Consider the following 15,982-nt stretch of genomic DNA (forward strand, 5'->3'; position numbering starts at 1 on the left):
GAGCGGATGCTCTATTACTCGGGCGCCAGCTCCGGAACCTCGGGAGTGGGCTCGTCGAGCCCGGCTGCGCTGGTGACGCGCTCGCGGACCAGGAACCAGCCGCCGACCAGGGCGGGGACGGCGGCCACAAGCGCGGCGATCACCCAGGGCCCCTTCTCCGGGTCGAGAGTCATCAGCACCAGCACGCTGAGCAGAAACGCCAACGTGACATATCCGCTATAGGGGGCCCACGGCATCCGGAAGTCCGGCCGCTGCATGGTCCCGGCTTTGGCTCGGTGGTAGGCGCGGAGTTGGCACAACACGATCGTGGCCCAGGCCGCCAGGACGCCGACTGCGGCGATGTTGAGGACAATCTCGAAGGCCTCGCTGGGTTTCACCGCGTTGAGCACGACGCCGAACAGTCCGATGACGGCGGTCAACAGGATGCCCCCATATGGCACACCATGTTTGGACATCCGGGCGGTGAACTTGGGACCGCTGCCGTTGACCGACATCGACCGCAGAATCCGGCCGGTGGAATAAAGGCCGGCGTTCAGGCTGGAGAACGCGGCGGTCAGAACCACGACGTTCATCAGCGACCCGGCGCCGCTGAAACCGATGTGCGAGAAGAACGTGACGAACGGGCTCTCGCCATGCTTGTAGGTGGTGTAGGGGAGCAGCAGCGCTAGCAAAAGCACTGAGCCGCAATAGAAGACCGCGATCCGCGCGATCACCGAGTTGATCGCGCGCGGCATGACCTTCTCCGGGTTGGCGGTTTCGCCGGCCGCAGTGCCCACCAGTTCGACTGCCGCGTAGGCGAATATCACCCCCGACGTGACCAAGACGAGCGGCAACAGGCCCGTCGGCAGGAATCCTCCGTGGTGAGCCCACAGGTCCGGGCCGGTGGTCTTTCCGTCGATCTTGAAACGGCCGGCCAGGAAGACGATTCCGACGACAAGGAACGTCGTCAGGGCCAGCACTTTGATCAGGGCCGCCCAGAACTCGAATTCACCGAAGGCCTTCACCGAGATCAGGTTCACCGACACCACTGCCGCCAGGGCGACAAGGGCGAGGGTCCACTGGGGGACCGCCTCGAATGCGGTCCAGTAGTGGAAGTAGCTGGCGATCGCGGTGCTGTCCACGATGGCCGCCATGGCCCAGTTCAGGAAGTACATCCAGCCTGCGACGAATGCCGCCTTCTCGCCGAAGAATTCACGGGCGTAGGACACGAACGATCCGGAAGCCGGCCGATGCAGCACGAGTTCGCCCAGCGCGCGCAGGATCAGAAAGACGAAGCCCCCGCAGATTCCGTAGATGAGGAACAATCCGGGTCCGGCCGACGCGAGGCGGGCTCCGGCGCCCATGAAGAGCCCAGTGCCGATCGCGCCGCCGATCGCGATCATCTGCATTTGCCGATTGCTGAGGTCGTGGTGATAGCCCTCGTCTTCGCGGGAGAACTTAGACGGTCCGCCCGAGGCAGGACCGGGCGCGCTTGGCGGCGGTGGCATTGAATTCCTTACGTCGTGGGGCAATGCTGCGGCGCCGGGCACAACCGCGTGAGGAGTCGGATGTGAACCTATCTGACGACGGCGTCCCTCGCCGCGCAAAGCTGCGTTCTGAGCAGCCTCGATCCGCTGCGCGACCCACGGAGGGCCCACCTGCTACTCGGCCCAGCAGGGACATGAGGCTGTCCGGAAAATTCTGCGCATCGCGGGAACAAACTCCGGAAAGACGTCGTTGAGCCATCTGACAAACTTGAGCGGATCAGACTCAAGCCTGAGTTGACAGCGACGGCTCGCTGAAGGCAAGGTTGAGCGAGGTTCACTCAGCAGCGTAGTGCTTACGAAGCTCGAAATATCAGGGAGGATCCACTATGGCTCGTGCGGTCGGTATCGACCTCGGGACCACCAACTCCGTCGTCGCAGTTCTCGAGGGTGGCGACCCCGTCGTCGTCGCCAACTCCGAGGGCGCGCGGACGACCCCCTCCGTCGTGGCGTTCGCGCGCAACGGCGAAGTGCTGGTCGGCCAGCCCGCCAAGAACCAGGCAGTGACCAACGTCGACCGGACCATCCGTTCGGTCAAGCGGCACATGGGCACCGACTGGTCCGTAGAGATCGACGGAAAGAACTACACCGCGCAGGAAATCAGCGCCCGCATCTTGCAGAAGCTGAAGCGTGACGCGGAAAGCTACCTCGGTGAGGACATCGCGGACGCGGTGATCACCGTCCCGGCCTACTTCAATGACGCACAGCGTCAGGCCACCAAGGAAGCCGGCCAGATTGCCGGCCTGAACGTGCTCCGGATCGTCAACGAGCCGACCGCGGCCGCGCTGGCCTACGGCCTGGACAAGGGTGAGAAGGAGCAGACCATCCTGGTCTTCGACCTCGGTGGTGGCACCTTCGACGTGTCGCTGCTGGAGATCGGTGACGGTGTCGTGGAGGTGCGTGCCACCTCGGGTGACAACCACCTCGGTGGTGACGACTGGGACCAGCGGGTTGTCGACTGGCTGGTCGAGAAGTTCAAGGGCACCAGCGGCATCGACCTGACCAAGGACAAGATGGCGATGCAGCGGCTGCGGGAAGCGGCCGAGAAGGCCAAGATCGAGCTGTCCAGCTCGCAGAGCACCTCGATCAACCTGCCCTACATCACCGTTGACGCGGACAAGAACCCGCTGTTCCTTGACGAGCAGCTGACCCGCGCCGAGTTCCAGCGAATCACCCAGGACCTGCTGGACCGCACGCGCCAGCCGTTCCAGTCGGTGGTCAAGGACGCCGGCATCGCGGTTTCCGAAATTGACCACGTGGTGCTGGTGGGTGGTTCCACCCGTATGCCCGCCGTGACCGACCTGGTCAAGGAATTGACCGGTGGCAAGGAGCCCAACAAGGGCGTCAACCCGGACGAGGTTGTCGCCGTGGGTGCCGCGCTGCAGGCCGGTGTGCTCAAGGGTGAGGTGAAAGACGTTCTGCTGCTTGACGTCACACCGCTGAGCCTTGGTATCGAAACCAAGGGTGGCGTGATGACCAAGCTGATCGAGCGCAACACCACCATCCCGACCAAGCGGTCGGAGACCTTCACCACGGCCGACGACAACCAACCGTCGGTGCAGATCCAGGTCTTCCAGGGTGAGCGCGAAATCGCCTCGCACAACAAGCTGCTCGGGTCGTTCGAGCTGACCGGTATCCCGCCGGCCCCGCGCGGCGTGCCGCAGATCGAGGTCACCTTCGACATCGACGCCAACGGCATCGTGCACGTCACCGCCAAGGACAAGGGCACCGGCAAGGAGAACACGATCAAGATCCAGGAGGGCTCCGGCCTGTCCAAGGAGGAGATCGACCGGATGATCAAGGACGCCGAGGCGCACGCGGACGAAGACCGTAAGCGTCGCGAAGAGGCGGACGTCCGTAACCAGGCCGAGACGCTGGTCTACCAGACGGAGAAGTTCGTCTCCGAACAGCGCAGCGCCGAAGGCGGATCCAAGGTTCCCGAGGACACGCTGAACAAGGTGGACGCCGCGGTGGCGGAAGCCAAGACGGCGCTGGAAGGCACCGACATCGGCGCCATCAAGACGGCCATGGAGAAGCTGGGCCAGGAATCCCAGGCTCTGGGCCAGGCCATCTACGAGGCCACTCAGGCTGAGCAGGCCGCCGGCGGCGGCGCCGGTGAGCCCGGACACGCCGGAGCCGATGACGTTGTCGACGCGGAGGTGGTCGACGATGACCGGGAGGGCCAGTGACCGAAGGGAACTCAGACGAACCGGTGACCGTCACTGACAAGCGACGCATCGATCCCGAGACCGGCGAGGTACGCCACGTCGATGCCGGTGCCGCCCCTGCGGGGGCGGCGCCGGACGCGTCGGCCGGTGACAGCTCGGCTAACAGCGAGAAGGTTGCCGAGCTGACCGCGGACCTGCAGCGGGTGCAGGCCGACTACGCCAACTACCGCAAACGGGCGTTGCGCGACCAGGAGGCCAGTGCCGAGCGGGCCAAAGCCAGCGTGGTGGGCCAATTGCTGGGTGTACTCGACGATCTCGAGCGGGCACGCAGCCACGGCGACCTGGACTCGGGTCCGTTGAAGTCGGTGGCCGACAAGCTCGTCGGTGCGCTGACCGGGCTCGGCTTGACGGCCTTCGCCGCGGAAGGTGACGACTTCGACCCGGCACTGCACGAGGCCGTTCAGCACGAAGGCGATGGCGGACCGGGATCCAAACCGGTGATCGGCACGGTGATGAGACAGGGTTACCGGCTCGGCGAGCAGGTGCTGCGGCACGCGCTCGTGGGAGTGGTGGACACCGTCGCGGAGGGGTCGGACAACTCCGGGACCGCCGACACCGGCGATAACGACGCGAATGAGGGTGAACAGCACGCAGAATCAGAGCCGTCGGAGAAGTAACGACGGGTTCGACGACAGAAAGGCCGAGGAGGTGACGCGGCATGGCTCAACGCGAATGGGTTGAGAAGGACTTCTACAAGGAGCTGGGCGTCTCCTCTGACGCCACCGCCAAAGAGATCAAGACGGCGTACCGCAAGCTGGCTTCGGACCTGCATCCGGACAAGAACCCGGACGGGGCCGAGCGGTTCAAGGCGGTATCCGAGGCGTACAGCGTGTTGTCCGACGAGGCCAAGCGCAAGGAGTACGACGAGACCCGTCGACTCTTCGCGGGTGGCGGATTCGGTCGGCGATTCAACGGCGGCGGTGCCGGCGACTTCGCCGGCGGGTTCGGCGGTGACGGCGCGGAGTTCAACCTCAACGACCTGTTCGACGCTGCCGGGCGCAGCGGCGGCGGGAACATCGGTGACCTGTTCGGCGGATTGTTCGGTCGCGGTGCGCAACCGCGGCCCAGCCGGCCGCGTCGCGGCAACGACCTGGAAACCGAGACCGAGCTGGACTTCCTCGAGGCCACCAAGGGCGTAGCGATGCCGCTGCGGCTGACCAGCCCGGCGCCGTGCACCAACTGCCATGGCAGTGGCGCGCGACCGGGCACCAGCCCGAAGGTCTGCCCGACGTGCAACGGTGCGGGCGTCATCAACCGCAACCAAGGCGCTTTCGGGTTTTCCGAGCCTTGCACCGAGTGCCGCGGCAGCGGGTCGATCATCGAGCACCCCTGCGACGAGTGCAAGGGGACTGGTGTCACGACCCGCACCCGCACGATCAACGTACGGATCCCGCCGGGCGTGGAAGACGGGCAGCGAATCAGGCTGGCCGGGCAGGGCGAAGCGGGACTGCGCGGCGCTCCGTCGGGAGACCTGTACGTCACTGTGCACGTGCGGCCCGACAAGGTGTTCGGCCGCGACGGTGACGACCTCACCGTCAGCGTTCCGGTCAGCTTCAGCGAATTGGCCCTCGGCACAACGCTTTCCGTGCCGACGTTGGATGGCAAGGTCGGCGTTCGGGTGCCCAAGGGCACGGCCGACGGTCGCATCCTGCGGGTACGAGGACGCGGGGTGCCCAAGCGCTCCGGCGGTCAGGGCGACCTGCTGGTCACTGTGAAAGTCGCTGTGCCGCCGAATCTGGAAGGCGCTGCGAAAGAAGCGCTGGAAGCCTACGCGGTAGCCGAGCGGTCGAGTGGTTTCGATCCCCGAGCCGGATGGGCGGGTAACCGCTGATGGCCCAAAAAGATGAAGCCCGGACGTTTTTGATCTCGGTGGCCGCCGAGCTGGCCGGTATGCATGCCCAGACGCTGCGTACCTATGACCGGCTCGGGTTGGTCAGCCCCAGCCGCAGTTCCGGTGGGGGACGGCGCTATTCGCAACATGACGTCGACCTGCTACGTGAGGTTCAGCGGCTGTCTCAGGACGAAGGCGTCAACCTGGCCGGGATCAAACGGATCATCGAGTTGACCAACCAGGTCGAGGCGCTGCAGTCGCGGTTGAAGGAGATGGCCGCCGAGATCGAGGTACTGCGGGGCAACCAGCGCCGCGATATCGCGGTGGTGCCCAAGAGTACTGCAGTGGTGGTCTGGAAACCGCGCCGCTAGTTTTTGCGTCAAACATCAGCCAGGGCTGCGATTCTCACGAATTCACAGCCCTGGCTTCAGTTTTGCGGCGGCTCGACTCTGATCGAGAACTGCGCGACACCCCAGTCGCCGGGCTGGGCCGACGGGTAGCCGCCGCGGCGCAACGCGTCGGTCGGCGCGGTCATCGGCTCGAAGCACACGACGTCCTCGCCGGGTGGCGCGAAGATCTGCGCCGCGGTATAGCCCTTTTCGAAGTGGACCTCGATGCGGCGCCCGCCGCCGGCCACCGCGAACGCCGATCCCTCGGCCACCTGGTCGTATCCGTCGTCAAAAGTCCTGTCGCCCAAGGCTTCACTGAGGGCTGGCTGGACGACCGCCTCGCCGGTCGGCAACCCCTTGTCGTCGAGTGTCAGATGGCGCATCGCCGGCGACTCGATCACCCATTCCTCGCGCGGCACCCCGGGTAGCTGGAGGTACGGATGAAAGCCGAAACACATCGGCACGGCGTATTCGCCGGTCGGAGTCACCGCAACGCGAAGCCGCAAGACCCGCTCGAACAGGTTGATCGTCAGCGACAGCCGGTGCGGAAACGGGAAGCTGGCCAGCAGCTGTTCATCGGTCGTGAAATCGACCTCGCCGGTGACCTCGTGGCTCGACTCGTGGGTCACCCGCCAATTCGGAAAGGCGGCGAGCACGCCGTGAATCGGTAGCCCGTTGGGATCAGTCCGCACGCCGTATTCGCCGTCGGTCAACGTGACCGTTTTGCCTTCGGCTTCGTATGTGTTGGCGCCCAGCCGATTTGCCCATGGATACAGCAGCGGTATGCCCATCGTTTTCCCGTTGGCCACGTAGGCGTCGAGTCCGCGGCGCTGCCCCAGCAGTTCGGCGCCGCCGTCGGTCAGCGAAATGCCGATCATGCCGGCCTCCGGGACGAACTTGGCCTCGACGTCGGATGACGGATCACTCAGCGTGACGATGCGCACCCGACGAGCGTAAGTGATGTGAGCCGTCTCCTCCTCGGAACGTTTGGCGTTCCGCATCGTCGACGGCTAGCGCGACAGCGGGTCGTGCTGGATACGTTCCGGCGCCGCACCCTTGGTCGCCAACGCATCCACGGTGGCGCGCACCATGTTCGGCCCACCGCAGATCAGGATCTGCCGGTCGCCCCAGTTGCCGTACCTCGTGACGACGTCCATCAGCCGCCCGGTCTGGCGGACGTGCAGTCCCCGCGGCGGCGTCACGTCGGGGTAATCCGCAGCCCACGCCGGGTCGCCGCTGAATTCGGAGACCGGTGACACCGACAGCCACGGATTGTGGGAGGCGATCTGCCACAGCGTCCGCAAGTCGTAGAGCTCGCACGGGTATCGGCCACCGAAGAACAGGTGCACGCGCGGATTGTCGGCCCAGCGGGTGAGGTCCATGATGATCGAGCGCAGCGGCGCGAGCCCGGTGCTGCCCGCCACCATCAGCACGTCGCTGCCGTCGCGGTTGACCTCCAGTGCGCCGTGCGGACTGGACAATCGCCACCGGTCACCGGGCCGGGTCTCGTTGACGATGGCATTGCTGACCAGGCCGCCCGATACCGCGCGGACGTGAAACTCGACGGCGCCGGTCTCGTCGGGCGGGATGGCCGGCGTCAGGTATCGCCATCGCCGGGGGCACTGCGGCACGGTGACGTTGACGTACTGGCCCGCGTGATACGGCATGGGACTGTCCAGTTGCAACCGGACCACCGCAATGTCGCGGGATACCCGAAGGTGTTCGATGACGGTGCCGTCCCACCACGCCGGCCCCTGCTCGGCCTCTGCGGCCCCGCTCATCACCCCGGTGATCAGGTTCAGCGATTGCTGGGCGGCGGCGTCGACGGTGTCGGTCCATGCGTCGGCCAGCGCCTCGCGCAGCGTCGCATACAGCGCCTGCCCGAGCGTCTGGTAGTGCTCGGGCCGCACTCCGTACTTGCGGTGGTCGCGTCCGAGCTGAGCCAGAAACGCGACCGGCTCCTGCGAACGCTGAGCGACCAGCTCGCCGTAAAGCCACTTCAGTGCCTGCGCAAAGGCGGCCCGCTGGGCGGCCATGTCCGGAGGGAACAGGTCGCGCGGCGACGCCTCGAAGGAAAACCATCGGGTGTAGAACCGTCCGATGAGCCCGTTGGCGTCGTCGGGATCGAGGGCGGCGTGCAACACCGCCAGCGCATCCCGATCGTTGAGGCTCACGGCCGCCGATCTTAGGTCGCCCCGGCCAAGCCCCTAGCTGAGCGCATCGACGCCGTGGTAGAGCACCATCCCGCCGATCAACACCAGCACCGCGGCCATCATCGCGGCGTTGTTGCGCTCCATCCACGCCTTGAGCCGGGCCATCGGTTCGTCTAGACGGTGGCCGGCCGCTACATAGGCCAGGACAGGGATCGCGACCGTGGAGGCGGCGACCGCGACGTAGATCAACCCGGTGACCACCTCGCCGGCGCGGCCCAGATTGCTGCTGCCGATGGCCAAACCGGCCAATGCGCACATGGTCAGCACCTCCACCCGCACCACCGTCAACACCACGCCGATCACCGTCGCCCGGGCCGGTGTCATGGTCTCGAAAGACCGCATCCATTTCGGTGATTCGGTGTGACCTTCGCGGGTCAGCCACCGGTAGATGCCGAAAGCGATCAACGCCAGCCCGAGCACCACGCGGGTCCACGACGCCCACGCCGGCGGCTTGCCGTGCAGGCCGGTCAGCGCGTCCGAGGATTCGATGAACACTCCGGTCAGCACGATCAGGCCCAGCAGCCAGCCGCCGAGAAACGCGAGACCGGTCGGCCGCGGCCGCGTCGTCTGCAGCACCAGCACTGCGGGGATGACCGACAGTGGGGAGATCGAGACGACGAGCGCCAGCGGAATCAGCGTGGCCAGCAGGGAAACCCAACTTTGCGTCACGCGCTGAATCTTCGCACTAGCTGGCGCTCGGCGACTACCGCTTGCGGCGCAGGGTTAGATGGCGACGCGCCTCAGCGGGGTCGTGGTGACCCCGCATCGTTGCGGCGCAGGGCTGTTGGCGCCGCGCCTCAGCGGGGTCGTGGTGACCCCGCATCGTTGCGGCGCAGGGTCCAGGCCGGCACCCAGTGCGTGACGGTCTTGCGCTTGGACCCGTAGGCGATCGGATAGGTCACCAACCCCCACCAGTCGCCCTGCTCGCAGATACCCCAGCAGCTCAGTCGACCCTCGACCACCTTGTGCAACTGCAGGCCGTGCGGGTGATACCGCCCGCTGCGGTGCGGCTCGCGGGGGAAAAGCACGGTCAGGTCGATCAGCACGGTGATCGGCGGCCGCACGACCCGGAACGGGTTGCGCAGCGGCTGCCCGTTGTATCCGATCGAGGCAAGGTCACCCACCGTTCGATCATACGTTCGAAATAGATGCGTTTTCGATGTTCCGATCAGGGTCATAAGCCACTTGGAACGATGGGTAAAAATAGATAGAGTTGAGCGGAACAGACTCAACCTTGACGGCGTTGAACAACGCGACAAGCATTTTCTCAGACGTCTGCAGGCCGTTGCCTGCCGTCAAAGATTCGAAACGGAGGTGTCGTGGACTCTTTCAACCCGACAACCAAAACCCAGGCGGTGCTGACCTCGGCGCTGCAGGCGGCGAGTGCCGCCGGCAACCCAGAAATCCGGCCGGCTCACCTGCTCCTGGCGCTGCTCACGCAGAACGACGGGATCGCCGCGCCGCTGCTGGAGGCTGTCGGTGTCGATCCCGCCACCGTGCGCGCCGAAACAGAACGCATTCTTGAGCGGCTGCCGCAAGTCAGCGGCGCCAACTCCCAGCCGCAGCTGTCCCGCGAATCGCTGGCCGCGATCACGACCGCGCAGCAACTGGCCACCGAGATGGACGACGAGTACGTCTCCACCGAGCACCTGATGGTCGGTCTGGCCACCGGTGACTCCGAGGTCGCCAAGCTGCTCACCGGACACGGGGCCTCGCCGCAGGCGCTGCGGGAAGCGTTCGTCAAGGTTCGCGGCAGCGCGCGCGTCACCAGTCCCGACCCTGAGGCGACCTATCAGGCCCTGGAGAAGTACTCGACCGACCTCACCGCGCGGGCCCGCGAGGGCAAGCTCGACCCGGTCATCGGGCGGGACAACGAGATTCGCCGCGTCGTGCAGGTGCTGAGCCGCCGCACCAAGAACAACCCGGTGCTGATCGGTGAGCCCGGCGTCGGTAAGACCGCGATCGTGGAAGGCCTGGCCCAGCGAGTCGTCGCGGGCGACGTCCCGGAAAGCCTGCGCGACAAGACCGTCATCAGCCTGGACCTGGGTTCGATGGTGGCCGGCGCCAAGTACCGCGGCGAATTCGAGGAGCGGCTCAAGGCCGTCCTCGACGACATCAAGAACTCCGCTGGGCAGATCATCACGTTCATCGACGAGCTGCACACCATCGTCGGCGCCGGTGCCACTGGCGAGTCGGCGATGGACGCCGGCAACATGATCAAGCCGATGCTGGCCCGCGGCGAGCTGCGCCTGGTCGGCGCCACCACGCTCGACGAGTACCGCAAGTACATCGAGAAGGACGCCGCGCTGGAGCGCCGCTTCCAGCAGGTGTTCGTTGGGGAGCCGTCGGTGGAGGACACCGTCGGCATCCTGCGTGGTCTCAAGGACCGCTACGAGGTGCACCACGGTGTGCGCATCACCGACTCCGCGCTGGTGTCGGCGGCGTCGCTGTCCGACCGCTACATCACCGCGCGCTTCCTGCCGGACAAGGCCATCGACCTGGTCGACGAGGCCGCCAGCCGGCTGCGGATGGAGATCGACTCCCGTCCCGTCGAGATCGACGAGGTGGAACGGCTGGTCCGCCGCCTCGAGATCGAGGAGATGGCGCTGGCCAAGGAATCCGACGAGGCGTCGCGCGACCGCCTGGAGAAGCTGCGTGCTGAACTGGCCGACCACAAGGAGAAGCTCGCCGAGCTGACCGCCAAGTGGCAGAACGAGAAGAACGCCATCGACATCGTCCGCGAGCTCAAGGAGCAGCTCGAGGCGTTGCGCGGCGAGTCCGAGCGCGCCGAGCGCGACGGCGACCTGGCCAAGGCCGCCGAGCTGCGGTACGGCCGCATCCCGGAAGTCGAGAAGAAGCTCGACGCCGCGGTCCCGCAGGCCGAGGCTCGCGAGAACGTGATGCTCAAGGAAGAGGTCGGTCCCGACGACATCGCCGACGTGGTGTCGGCGTGGACGGGCATCCCGGCCGGGCGGCTGTTGGAAGGCGAGACCGCCAAGCTGCTGCGGATGGAAGACGAGCTGGGCAAGCGCGTCGTCGGGCAGCGCAAGGCTGTGCAGGCCGTGTCCGACGCGGTGCGCAGGACGCGGGCCGGCGTCGCCGACCCGAACCGGCCGACCGGCTCGTTCCTGTTCCTCGGTCCGACCGGTGTTGGTAAGACCGAGCTGGCCAAGGCACTGGCCGACTTCCTGTTCGACGACGAGCGCGCGATGGTCCGCATCGACATGAGCGAGTACGGCGAGAAGCACTCGGTGGCCCGCCTGGTCGGTGCGCCTCCCGGCTACATCGGCTACGACCAGGGCGGTCAACTGACCGAGGCGGTGCGCCGTCGGCCCTACACGGTCGTGCTGTTCGACGAGGTCGAGAAGGCGCACCCGGACGTGTTCGACGTGCTGCTGCAGGTGCTCGACGAGGGCCGGCTCACCGACGGGCAGGGCCGCACGGTCGACTTCCGCAACACCATCCTGATCCTGACGTCCAACCTCGGGTCGGGCGGCAGCGAAGAGCAGGTGATGGCCGCGGTGCGCTCGGCGTTCAAGCCAGAGTTCATCAACCGGCTCGACGACGTGCTGATCTTCGAGGGGCTCAACCCCGAGGAGCTGGTGCAGATCGTCGACATCCAGCTCGAGCAGCTGGCCAAGCGGTTGGCGCAGCGACGGCTGACGCTCGAGGTGTCGCTGCCGGCCAAGCGCTGGCTGGCGCAGCGCGGGTTCGACCCGGTCTACGGCGCCCGTCCGCTGCGGCGGCTTGTGCAACAGGCCATCGGCGACCAGCTGGCCAAGATGCTGCTGGCCGGAGAGGTGCACGACGGCGATGTGGTGCCGGTCAACGTCGGCGCCGACGGCGACTCGCTGGTCCTGGGCTGAGTGTCCTCGCCGAGCAGTCGCAGAATCGCGCTATCACCGCCACGGAGGTGAGATTTTGCGTCTGCTCGCGAGGCGGCGGTACGCAAGTAGAGAGCAAACATTAATTCGGTTGTGACCTGCTGCCATTCCCGGTCCGGGGCTGACAGCGGTTACGCTACGTGGCGATGGTTCCGCTTTGGTTTACGCTCTCCGCGCTGTGCTTCGTCGGTGCGGCGGTGTTGCTGTACGTCGACATCGACCGCCGCCGTGGACGAGGACGGCGCCGCAAGTCGTGGGCTCGGTCGCACGGATTCGACTACGAGCAGGAATCCACCGAGATCCTCAAGCGCTGGAAGCGCGGCGTGATGTCGACGGTCGGCACCAACACCCCGGCTCGCAACGTCGTGCTCGGCCAGATCCGCGGTGAAGCGGTCTTCATCTTCGACCTCGAAGAGGTCGCGACCGTCATCGCCCTGCACCGCAAGGTCGGCACCAACGTCGTCGTCGACGTCCGGCTCAAAGGACTCAAAGAGCCTCGCGAGAACGACATTTGGCTACTGGGGGCGATCGGGCCGCGGATGGTGTACTCGACCAACCTGGACGCCGCGCGCCGCGCCTGCGACCGTCGTATGGTCACGTTCGCCCACACAGCGCCCGACTGCGCCGAGATCATGTGGAACGAGCAGAACTGGACGCTGGTCAGCATGCCGATCGGCAGCACCCGCGCCCAGTGGGACGAAGGCCTACGCACCGTCCGCCAATTCAACGACCTGCTGCGCGTGCTGCCGCCGCTGCCGCAGTCGGCCGGGTCGTCCGGCAGCCCGCAGGCGACCAGCCGTCGCAACGCCGCGCCCAGCCGTCCGCTGGCCCCGGCCGGTCGCAGTGAGACGCCGCAGCGCCAGCCCGAGGGAGCCACCCGCGAGGGCGGGTCGACGACACACGCGGCCGCAACTCCGCCTCCCGCCCGGCAAGAGCCGACCCGCCGCCCGCCGACCGGCCGTAACGGTCACCAGGCGTCGCATCAGCAGCACTGAATTCCAGGCGGACGGGCGCTAAGTACACTGACGCGGTGCCTCGCCCCGTCGCCCTGATCACCGGGCCCACTGCTGGTATTGGCGAAGGCTTTGCGCGACGCTATGCCGCCGACGGCTACGACCTCGTCTTGGTCGCCCGCAACGCGGATCGCCTCACTGCGCTGGCCGCCGAGCTGTCCGACGAGGGCGGCCGGGACGTCGAAGTCCTGCCTGCCGACCTCGCTGACGCCGCCGACCGCGACAAGGTCGCCGCCCGGCTGGCCCAAGGCGTCGACGTGCTGGTGAACAACGCCGGCCTGGGCACCTCCGGTGAATTCTGGACCGCCGACCCGGCGCTGCTACAGCGCCAACTGGACGTCAACGTCACCGCGATCATGCAGCTGACCCGGGCCGCCTTGCCGCCGATGATCGACAACGGCGCCGGCACGGTCATCAACGTCTCCAGCGTGGCGGGCCTGCTGTCGGGCCGCGGGTCGACCTACTCGGCCTCCAAGGCGTGGGTGGTCTCGTTCACCGAGGGCCTGGCCGTCGGGCTGCGGGGTACCGGCGTGGGGATCCACGTGGTCTGCCCGGGCTACGTGCACACCGAGTTCCACGACCGCGCCGGCATCGACATGACTTCGCTGCCGTCGTTCATGTGGCTCGAGGTCGACGACGTGGTCCGCGAAACTCTGGCCGAGGTCGCGCGCGGCAACATGTTGATCATTCCCGGGCTGCAGTACAAGGCGATCACCACCGTGACCCGGATGGTGCCGCGAACACTGTCGCGCGCCGTGACGAGTGTGTTCGGGCGGGGCCGTGGCCGCACCTGACAAACGCGAATTAGCCGAGCTGGTGCGCGAATTGGCGGTCGTGCACGGCCGTGTCACGCTGTCGTCCGGCAAGGAGGCCGACTACTACGTCGACCTGCGCCGGGCCACCCTGCACCACCGTGCCGCGCCGCTGATCGGCGCACTGGTCCGCGACCTCACCGAAGACTGGGACTACGCCGCTGTCGGCGGACTGACCCTCGGGGCCGACCCGGTCGCGACCGCCGTCATGCACGCGCCTGGCCGGCCGATCGATGCGTTCGTGGTCCGTAAATCGGTGAAAACCCATGGTATGCAACGTCTTATCGAAGGCCCCGACATCACCGGCCGGCGGGTGCTGGTGGTCGAGGACACCAGCACCACCGGCGGCTCGGCGCTCACCGCGGTGCGGGCGGTGCTCGACGCCGGCGCCGAGGTGGTCGGGGTTGCCACAGTCGTCGACCGGGCCACCGGCGCCGCCGAAGCCATTGAGGCCGAGGGTTTTCCGTACCGCAGCGTGCTGGGGCTGGCGGACCTCGGGCTGAGTTAGGCAGGCGTGCGCACGGTCATCGCGATCATCGCGGCAGCGGCGCTGCTCTGCTCGTGCTCGAATTCTACTGCCCCTCAACAGGTGTACGGTGCCCGAAGCGCCAAACTGGGCGAGTCGCTGGCCGTGCTGGGGTGGAGCATCTCGATATCGAACCTGCGCTGGCAAGAAGACGACGTGCTGGTCGACGTCGACGCCGCCCCGGCGGACGCGGCGAAACCGCACGCAGATCCGCGCGACATCCGCTTCGGGCTGTACGGCGCGCTGGCCCACCCCATGGAGGCCGCCGGTATCGGCAGCTGCGACGGTGTGAAAAATCTTGTTGTGCAATCGCTTTCCGCACCCGGCGGCAGCCGGATGACCGGCACTGTCTGCCTGGGTCCGTTGAAAGACCGGTCCGCGGTTCGCGGCGTTTACCTCTATTCGCCTCGCGACCGCATTGCCGACACCGCGGCCGCCTATCCGGCGGCATTCCCGGTCGGCGTGCTGCCGACCAAACAGAGCGACACCGGGCTGGTGGTCCGAAGCACCAGCATCGCGGCGTGGCGGGCCGACGGCACTCCGCTGAACCAGCAATCGCTCGGCGATCCGGCCGCCTTCACCGGTAGCGGCTACATGCTGCTCGGTCTACAGGCCGACACCGTCGCAGCCAAATACCGCGACGACTCGGCCGGCCGAGGGGGCCCGATGATGCTGCTGGCCACGCCGACGTTGCCGCCGCCCGGCCTCAGCCCCGCCTGTGAAACCTACGGGTCCTCGGTGCTCGTCCTGCCCGAGGCATCGCTGGACGCCGTGCATGTCAACGCATCGCTGTGCACCCAAGGCGATCTCAACGAGGCGCTGCTCTACGCGACGGTCGCGATCATCGCCACCCACGCCGCGGTATGGACTCTTCGGTGACCGACGGCGAGGCGGGTGCGGGCCCCACGGAGTGGAGCGTCCCGGTGCCCGGCGTCGGCCCGTGGCAGGGGGATCTTCCCGACGACCCCCGTTATGACCCGGAGCTGCTGCGCGAAGGCGATGCCCGCAACGTCGTCGACGCCTACCGCTACTGGACGCGTGAGGCGATCGTCGCCGACATAGACCAGCGCCGGCACCCGTTGCACGTCGCAATCGAGAACTTCGGACAAGACGCCAACATCGGCGGGGTGGTGCGGGCCGCCAATGCATTCGCCGTCGACACGGTGCACATCGTCGGCCGGCGGCGGTGGAATCGGCGCGGCGCCATGGTCACCGACCGTTACCAGCGGCTGATGCACCACGACGACACCGCGGGGTTGCTGGGCTTCGCCGCCAGCGCGGGACTCACAGTGGTCGCGGTCGACATCGTGCCGGGCGCGGCACGGCTGGAGCAGGCCACGCTGCCGCGGGACTGCCTGCTGCTGTTCGGCCAGGAAGGCCCCGGCATCAGCGACGACGCCCGCGACGGTGCCGCGCTGACCGTCTCGATCGCGCAGTTCGGGTCGACCCGCAGCATCAACGTCGCGGTCGCCGCCGGCATCGCGATGCACACCTGGATCTGTCAGCACGGGGACCTGCGCAAGGCCTGGTAGCGCGACCAAACAATAGGGAAATCCCTGTATC

15 protein-coding genes are annotated in these 15,982 nt (G+C 67.0%); 10 read left to right on the forward strand and 5 right to left on the reverse strand.

Features of this window, described 5'->3' with window-relative positions; genetic code table 11:
• Positions 1-14 precede the first annotated feature (14 nt).
• Positions 15-1,487, reverse strand: a complete 1,473-nt coding sequence (locus MKK62_RS12235) for an amino acid permease (RefSeq protein WP_240260831.1) — start codon at positions 1,485-1,487, stop codon at positions 15-17.
• 365 nt (positions 1,488-1,852) lie between these two features.
• Here MKK62_RS12235 and dnaK point away from each other — a divergent pair, with 365 nt between their 5' ends.
• Genes dnaK through MKK62_RS12255 form a run of 4 tightly spaced genes read left to right on the forward strand, consistent with a single transcriptional unit; the run spans position 1,853 to position 5,953 of the window.
• The gene (gene dnaK, locus MKK62_RS12240; RefSeq protein ID WP_240260830.1) at positions 1,853-3,712 is read left to right on the forward strand and encodes a molecular chaperone DnaK; all 1,860 of its coding nucleotides are present in this window, start codon (positions 1,853-1,855) and stop codon (positions 3,710-3,712) included.
• The gene (gene grpE, locus MKK62_RS12245; RefSeq protein WP_240260829.1) at positions 3,709-4,368 is read left to right on the forward strand and encodes a nucleotide exchange factor GrpE; all 660 of its coding nucleotides are present in this window, start codon (positions 3,709-3,711) and stop codon (positions 4,366-4,368) included. The genes dnaK and grpE overlap by 4 nt, the downstream gene beginning before the upstream one ends.
• A 41-nt stretch (positions 4,369-4,409) precedes the next feature.
• A complete protein-coding gene (gene dnaJ, locus MKK62_RS12250; RefSeq protein ID WP_240260828.1) occupies positions 4,410-5,582 on the forward strand; it encodes a molecular chaperone DnaJ in 1,173 nt (390 codons plus the stop codon).
• Positions 5,582-5,953 carry a heat shock protein transcriptional repressor HspR gene (locus MKK62_RS12255; protein WP_240260827.1) on the forward strand — a complete coding sequence of 124 codons (372 nt, stop codon included), beginning with the start codon at positions 5,582-5,584 and terminating at the stop codon, positions 5,951-5,953. The genes dnaJ and MKK62_RS12255 overlap by 1 nt, the downstream gene beginning before the upstream one ends.
• Positions 5,954-6,009: 56 nt before the next feature.
• Here the strand turns inward: MKK62_RS12255 and MKK62_RS12260 are convergent, their stop codons facing one another.
• The 4 genes from MKK62_RS12260 to MKK62_RS12275 all read right to left on the reverse strand — a co-directional run bounded on the left by MKK62_RS12260 (position 6,010) and on the right by MKK62_RS12275 (position 9,308).
• Positions 6,010-6,915, reverse strand: a complete 906-nt coding sequence (locus tag MKK62_RS12260; protein ID WP_240260826.1) for an aldose 1-epimerase — start codon at positions 6,913-6,915, stop codon at positions 6,010-6,012.
• A gap of 66 nt (positions 6,916-6,981) precedes the next feature.
• On the reverse strand, positions 6,982-8,145 hold the full coding sequence (locus MKK62_RS12265; protein ID WP_240260825.1) for an FAD-binding oxidoreductase: 1,164 nt from the start codon (positions 8,143-8,145) through the stop codon (positions 6,982-6,984).
• A gap of 33 nt (positions 8,146-8,178) precedes the next feature.
• Positions 8,179-8,853, reverse strand: coding sequence for a GAP family protein (locus tag MKK62_RS12270; protein WP_240260824.1), 675 nt, complete (start codon positions 8,851-8,853; stop codon positions 8,179-8,181).
• 128 nt (positions 8,854-8,981) lie between these two features.
• Positions 8,982-9,308: a hypothetical protein gene (locus MKK62_RS12275; RefSeq protein WP_240260823.1), complete on the reverse strand. Its 327-nt coding sequence runs from the start codon at positions 9,306-9,308 to the stop codon at positions 8,982-8,984.
• Positions 9,309-9,503: 195 nt separating this feature from the next.
• On the opposite strand from MKK62_RS12275, the gene clpB reads away from it, so the two are divergent.
• The 6 genes from clpB to MKK62_RS12305 all read left to right on the forward strand — a co-directional run bounded on the left by clpB (position 9,504) and on the right by MKK62_RS12305 (position 15,951).
• A complete protein-coding gene (clpB, locus tag MKK62_RS12280) occupies positions 9,504-12,050 on the forward strand; it encodes an ATP-dependent chaperone ClpB (protein ID WP_240260822.1) in 2,547 nt (848 codons plus the stop codon).
• A 164-nt stretch (positions 12,051-12,214) separates the two neighbouring features.
• Positions 12,215-13,063 carry a trehalose monomycolate transport factor TtfA gene (gene ttfA, locus MKK62_RS12285; RefSeq protein WP_240260821.1) on the forward strand — a complete coding sequence of 283 codons (849 nt, stop codon included), beginning with the start codon at positions 12,215-12,217 and terminating at the stop codon, positions 13,061-13,063.
• Between the two features lie 35 nt (positions 13,064-13,098).
• Entirely contained in the window at positions 13,099-13,875 is a 777-nt protein-coding gene (locus MKK62_RS12290; protein ID WP_240260820.1) for an SDR family NAD(P)-dependent oxidoreductase, read from the forward strand.
• Positions 13,862-14,401 carry an orotate phosphoribosyltransferase gene (gene pyrE / locus MKK62_RS12295; protein ID WP_240260819.1) on the forward strand — a complete coding sequence of 180 codons (540 nt, stop codon included), beginning with the start codon at positions 13,862-13,864 and terminating at the stop codon, positions 14,399-14,401. The genes MKK62_RS12290 and pyrE overlap by 14 nt, the downstream gene beginning before the upstream one ends.
• 6 nt (positions 14,402-14,407) lie before the next feature.
• Positions 14,408-15,298, forward strand: coding sequence for a hypothetical protein (locus MKK62_RS12300; RefSeq protein ID WP_240260818.1), 891 nt, complete (start codon positions 14,408-14,410; stop codon positions 15,296-15,298).
• Positions 15,295-15,951 carry a TrmH family RNA methyltransferase gene (locus tag MKK62_RS12305; protein ID WP_434085060.1) on the forward strand — a complete coding sequence of 219 codons (657 nt, stop codon included), beginning with the start codon at positions 15,295-15,297 and terminating at the stop codon, positions 15,949-15,951. The genes MKK62_RS12300 and MKK62_RS12305 overlap by 4 nt, the downstream gene beginning before the upstream one ends.
• Positions 15,952-15,982: the final 31 nt, after the last annotated feature.

This window comes from Mycobacterium paraterrae (assembly GCF_022430545.2).
GTDB classification, from domain to species: domain Bacteria; phylum Actinomycetota; class Actinomycetes; order Mycobacteriales; family Mycobacteriaceae; genus Mycobacterium; species Mycobacterium paraterrae.

Excerpts from the sequence above, each read along its gene's own strand:
- dnaJ (WP_240260828.1), top strand. The coding sequence starts at position 4,410 with ATGGCTCAACGCGAATGGGTTGAGAAGGACTTCTACAAGGAGCTGGGC.
- MKK62_RS12235 (WP_240260831.1), bottom strand. The coding sequence starts at position 1,487 with ATGCCACCGCCGCCAAGCGCGCCCGGTCCTGCCTCGGGCGGACCGTCT.
- MKK62_RS12255 (WP_240260827.1), top strand. The coding sequence starts at position 5,582 with ATGGCCCAAAAAGATGAAGCCCGGACGTTTTTGATCTCGGTGGCCGCC.
- dnaK (WP_240260830.1), top strand. The coding sequence starts at position 1,853 with ATGGCTCGTGCGGTCGGTATCGACCTCGGGACCACCAACTCCGTCGTC.
- ttfA (WP_240260821.1), top strand. The coding sequence starts at position 12,215 with ATGGTTCCGCTTTGGTTTACGCTCTCCGCGCTGTGCTTCGTCGGTGCG.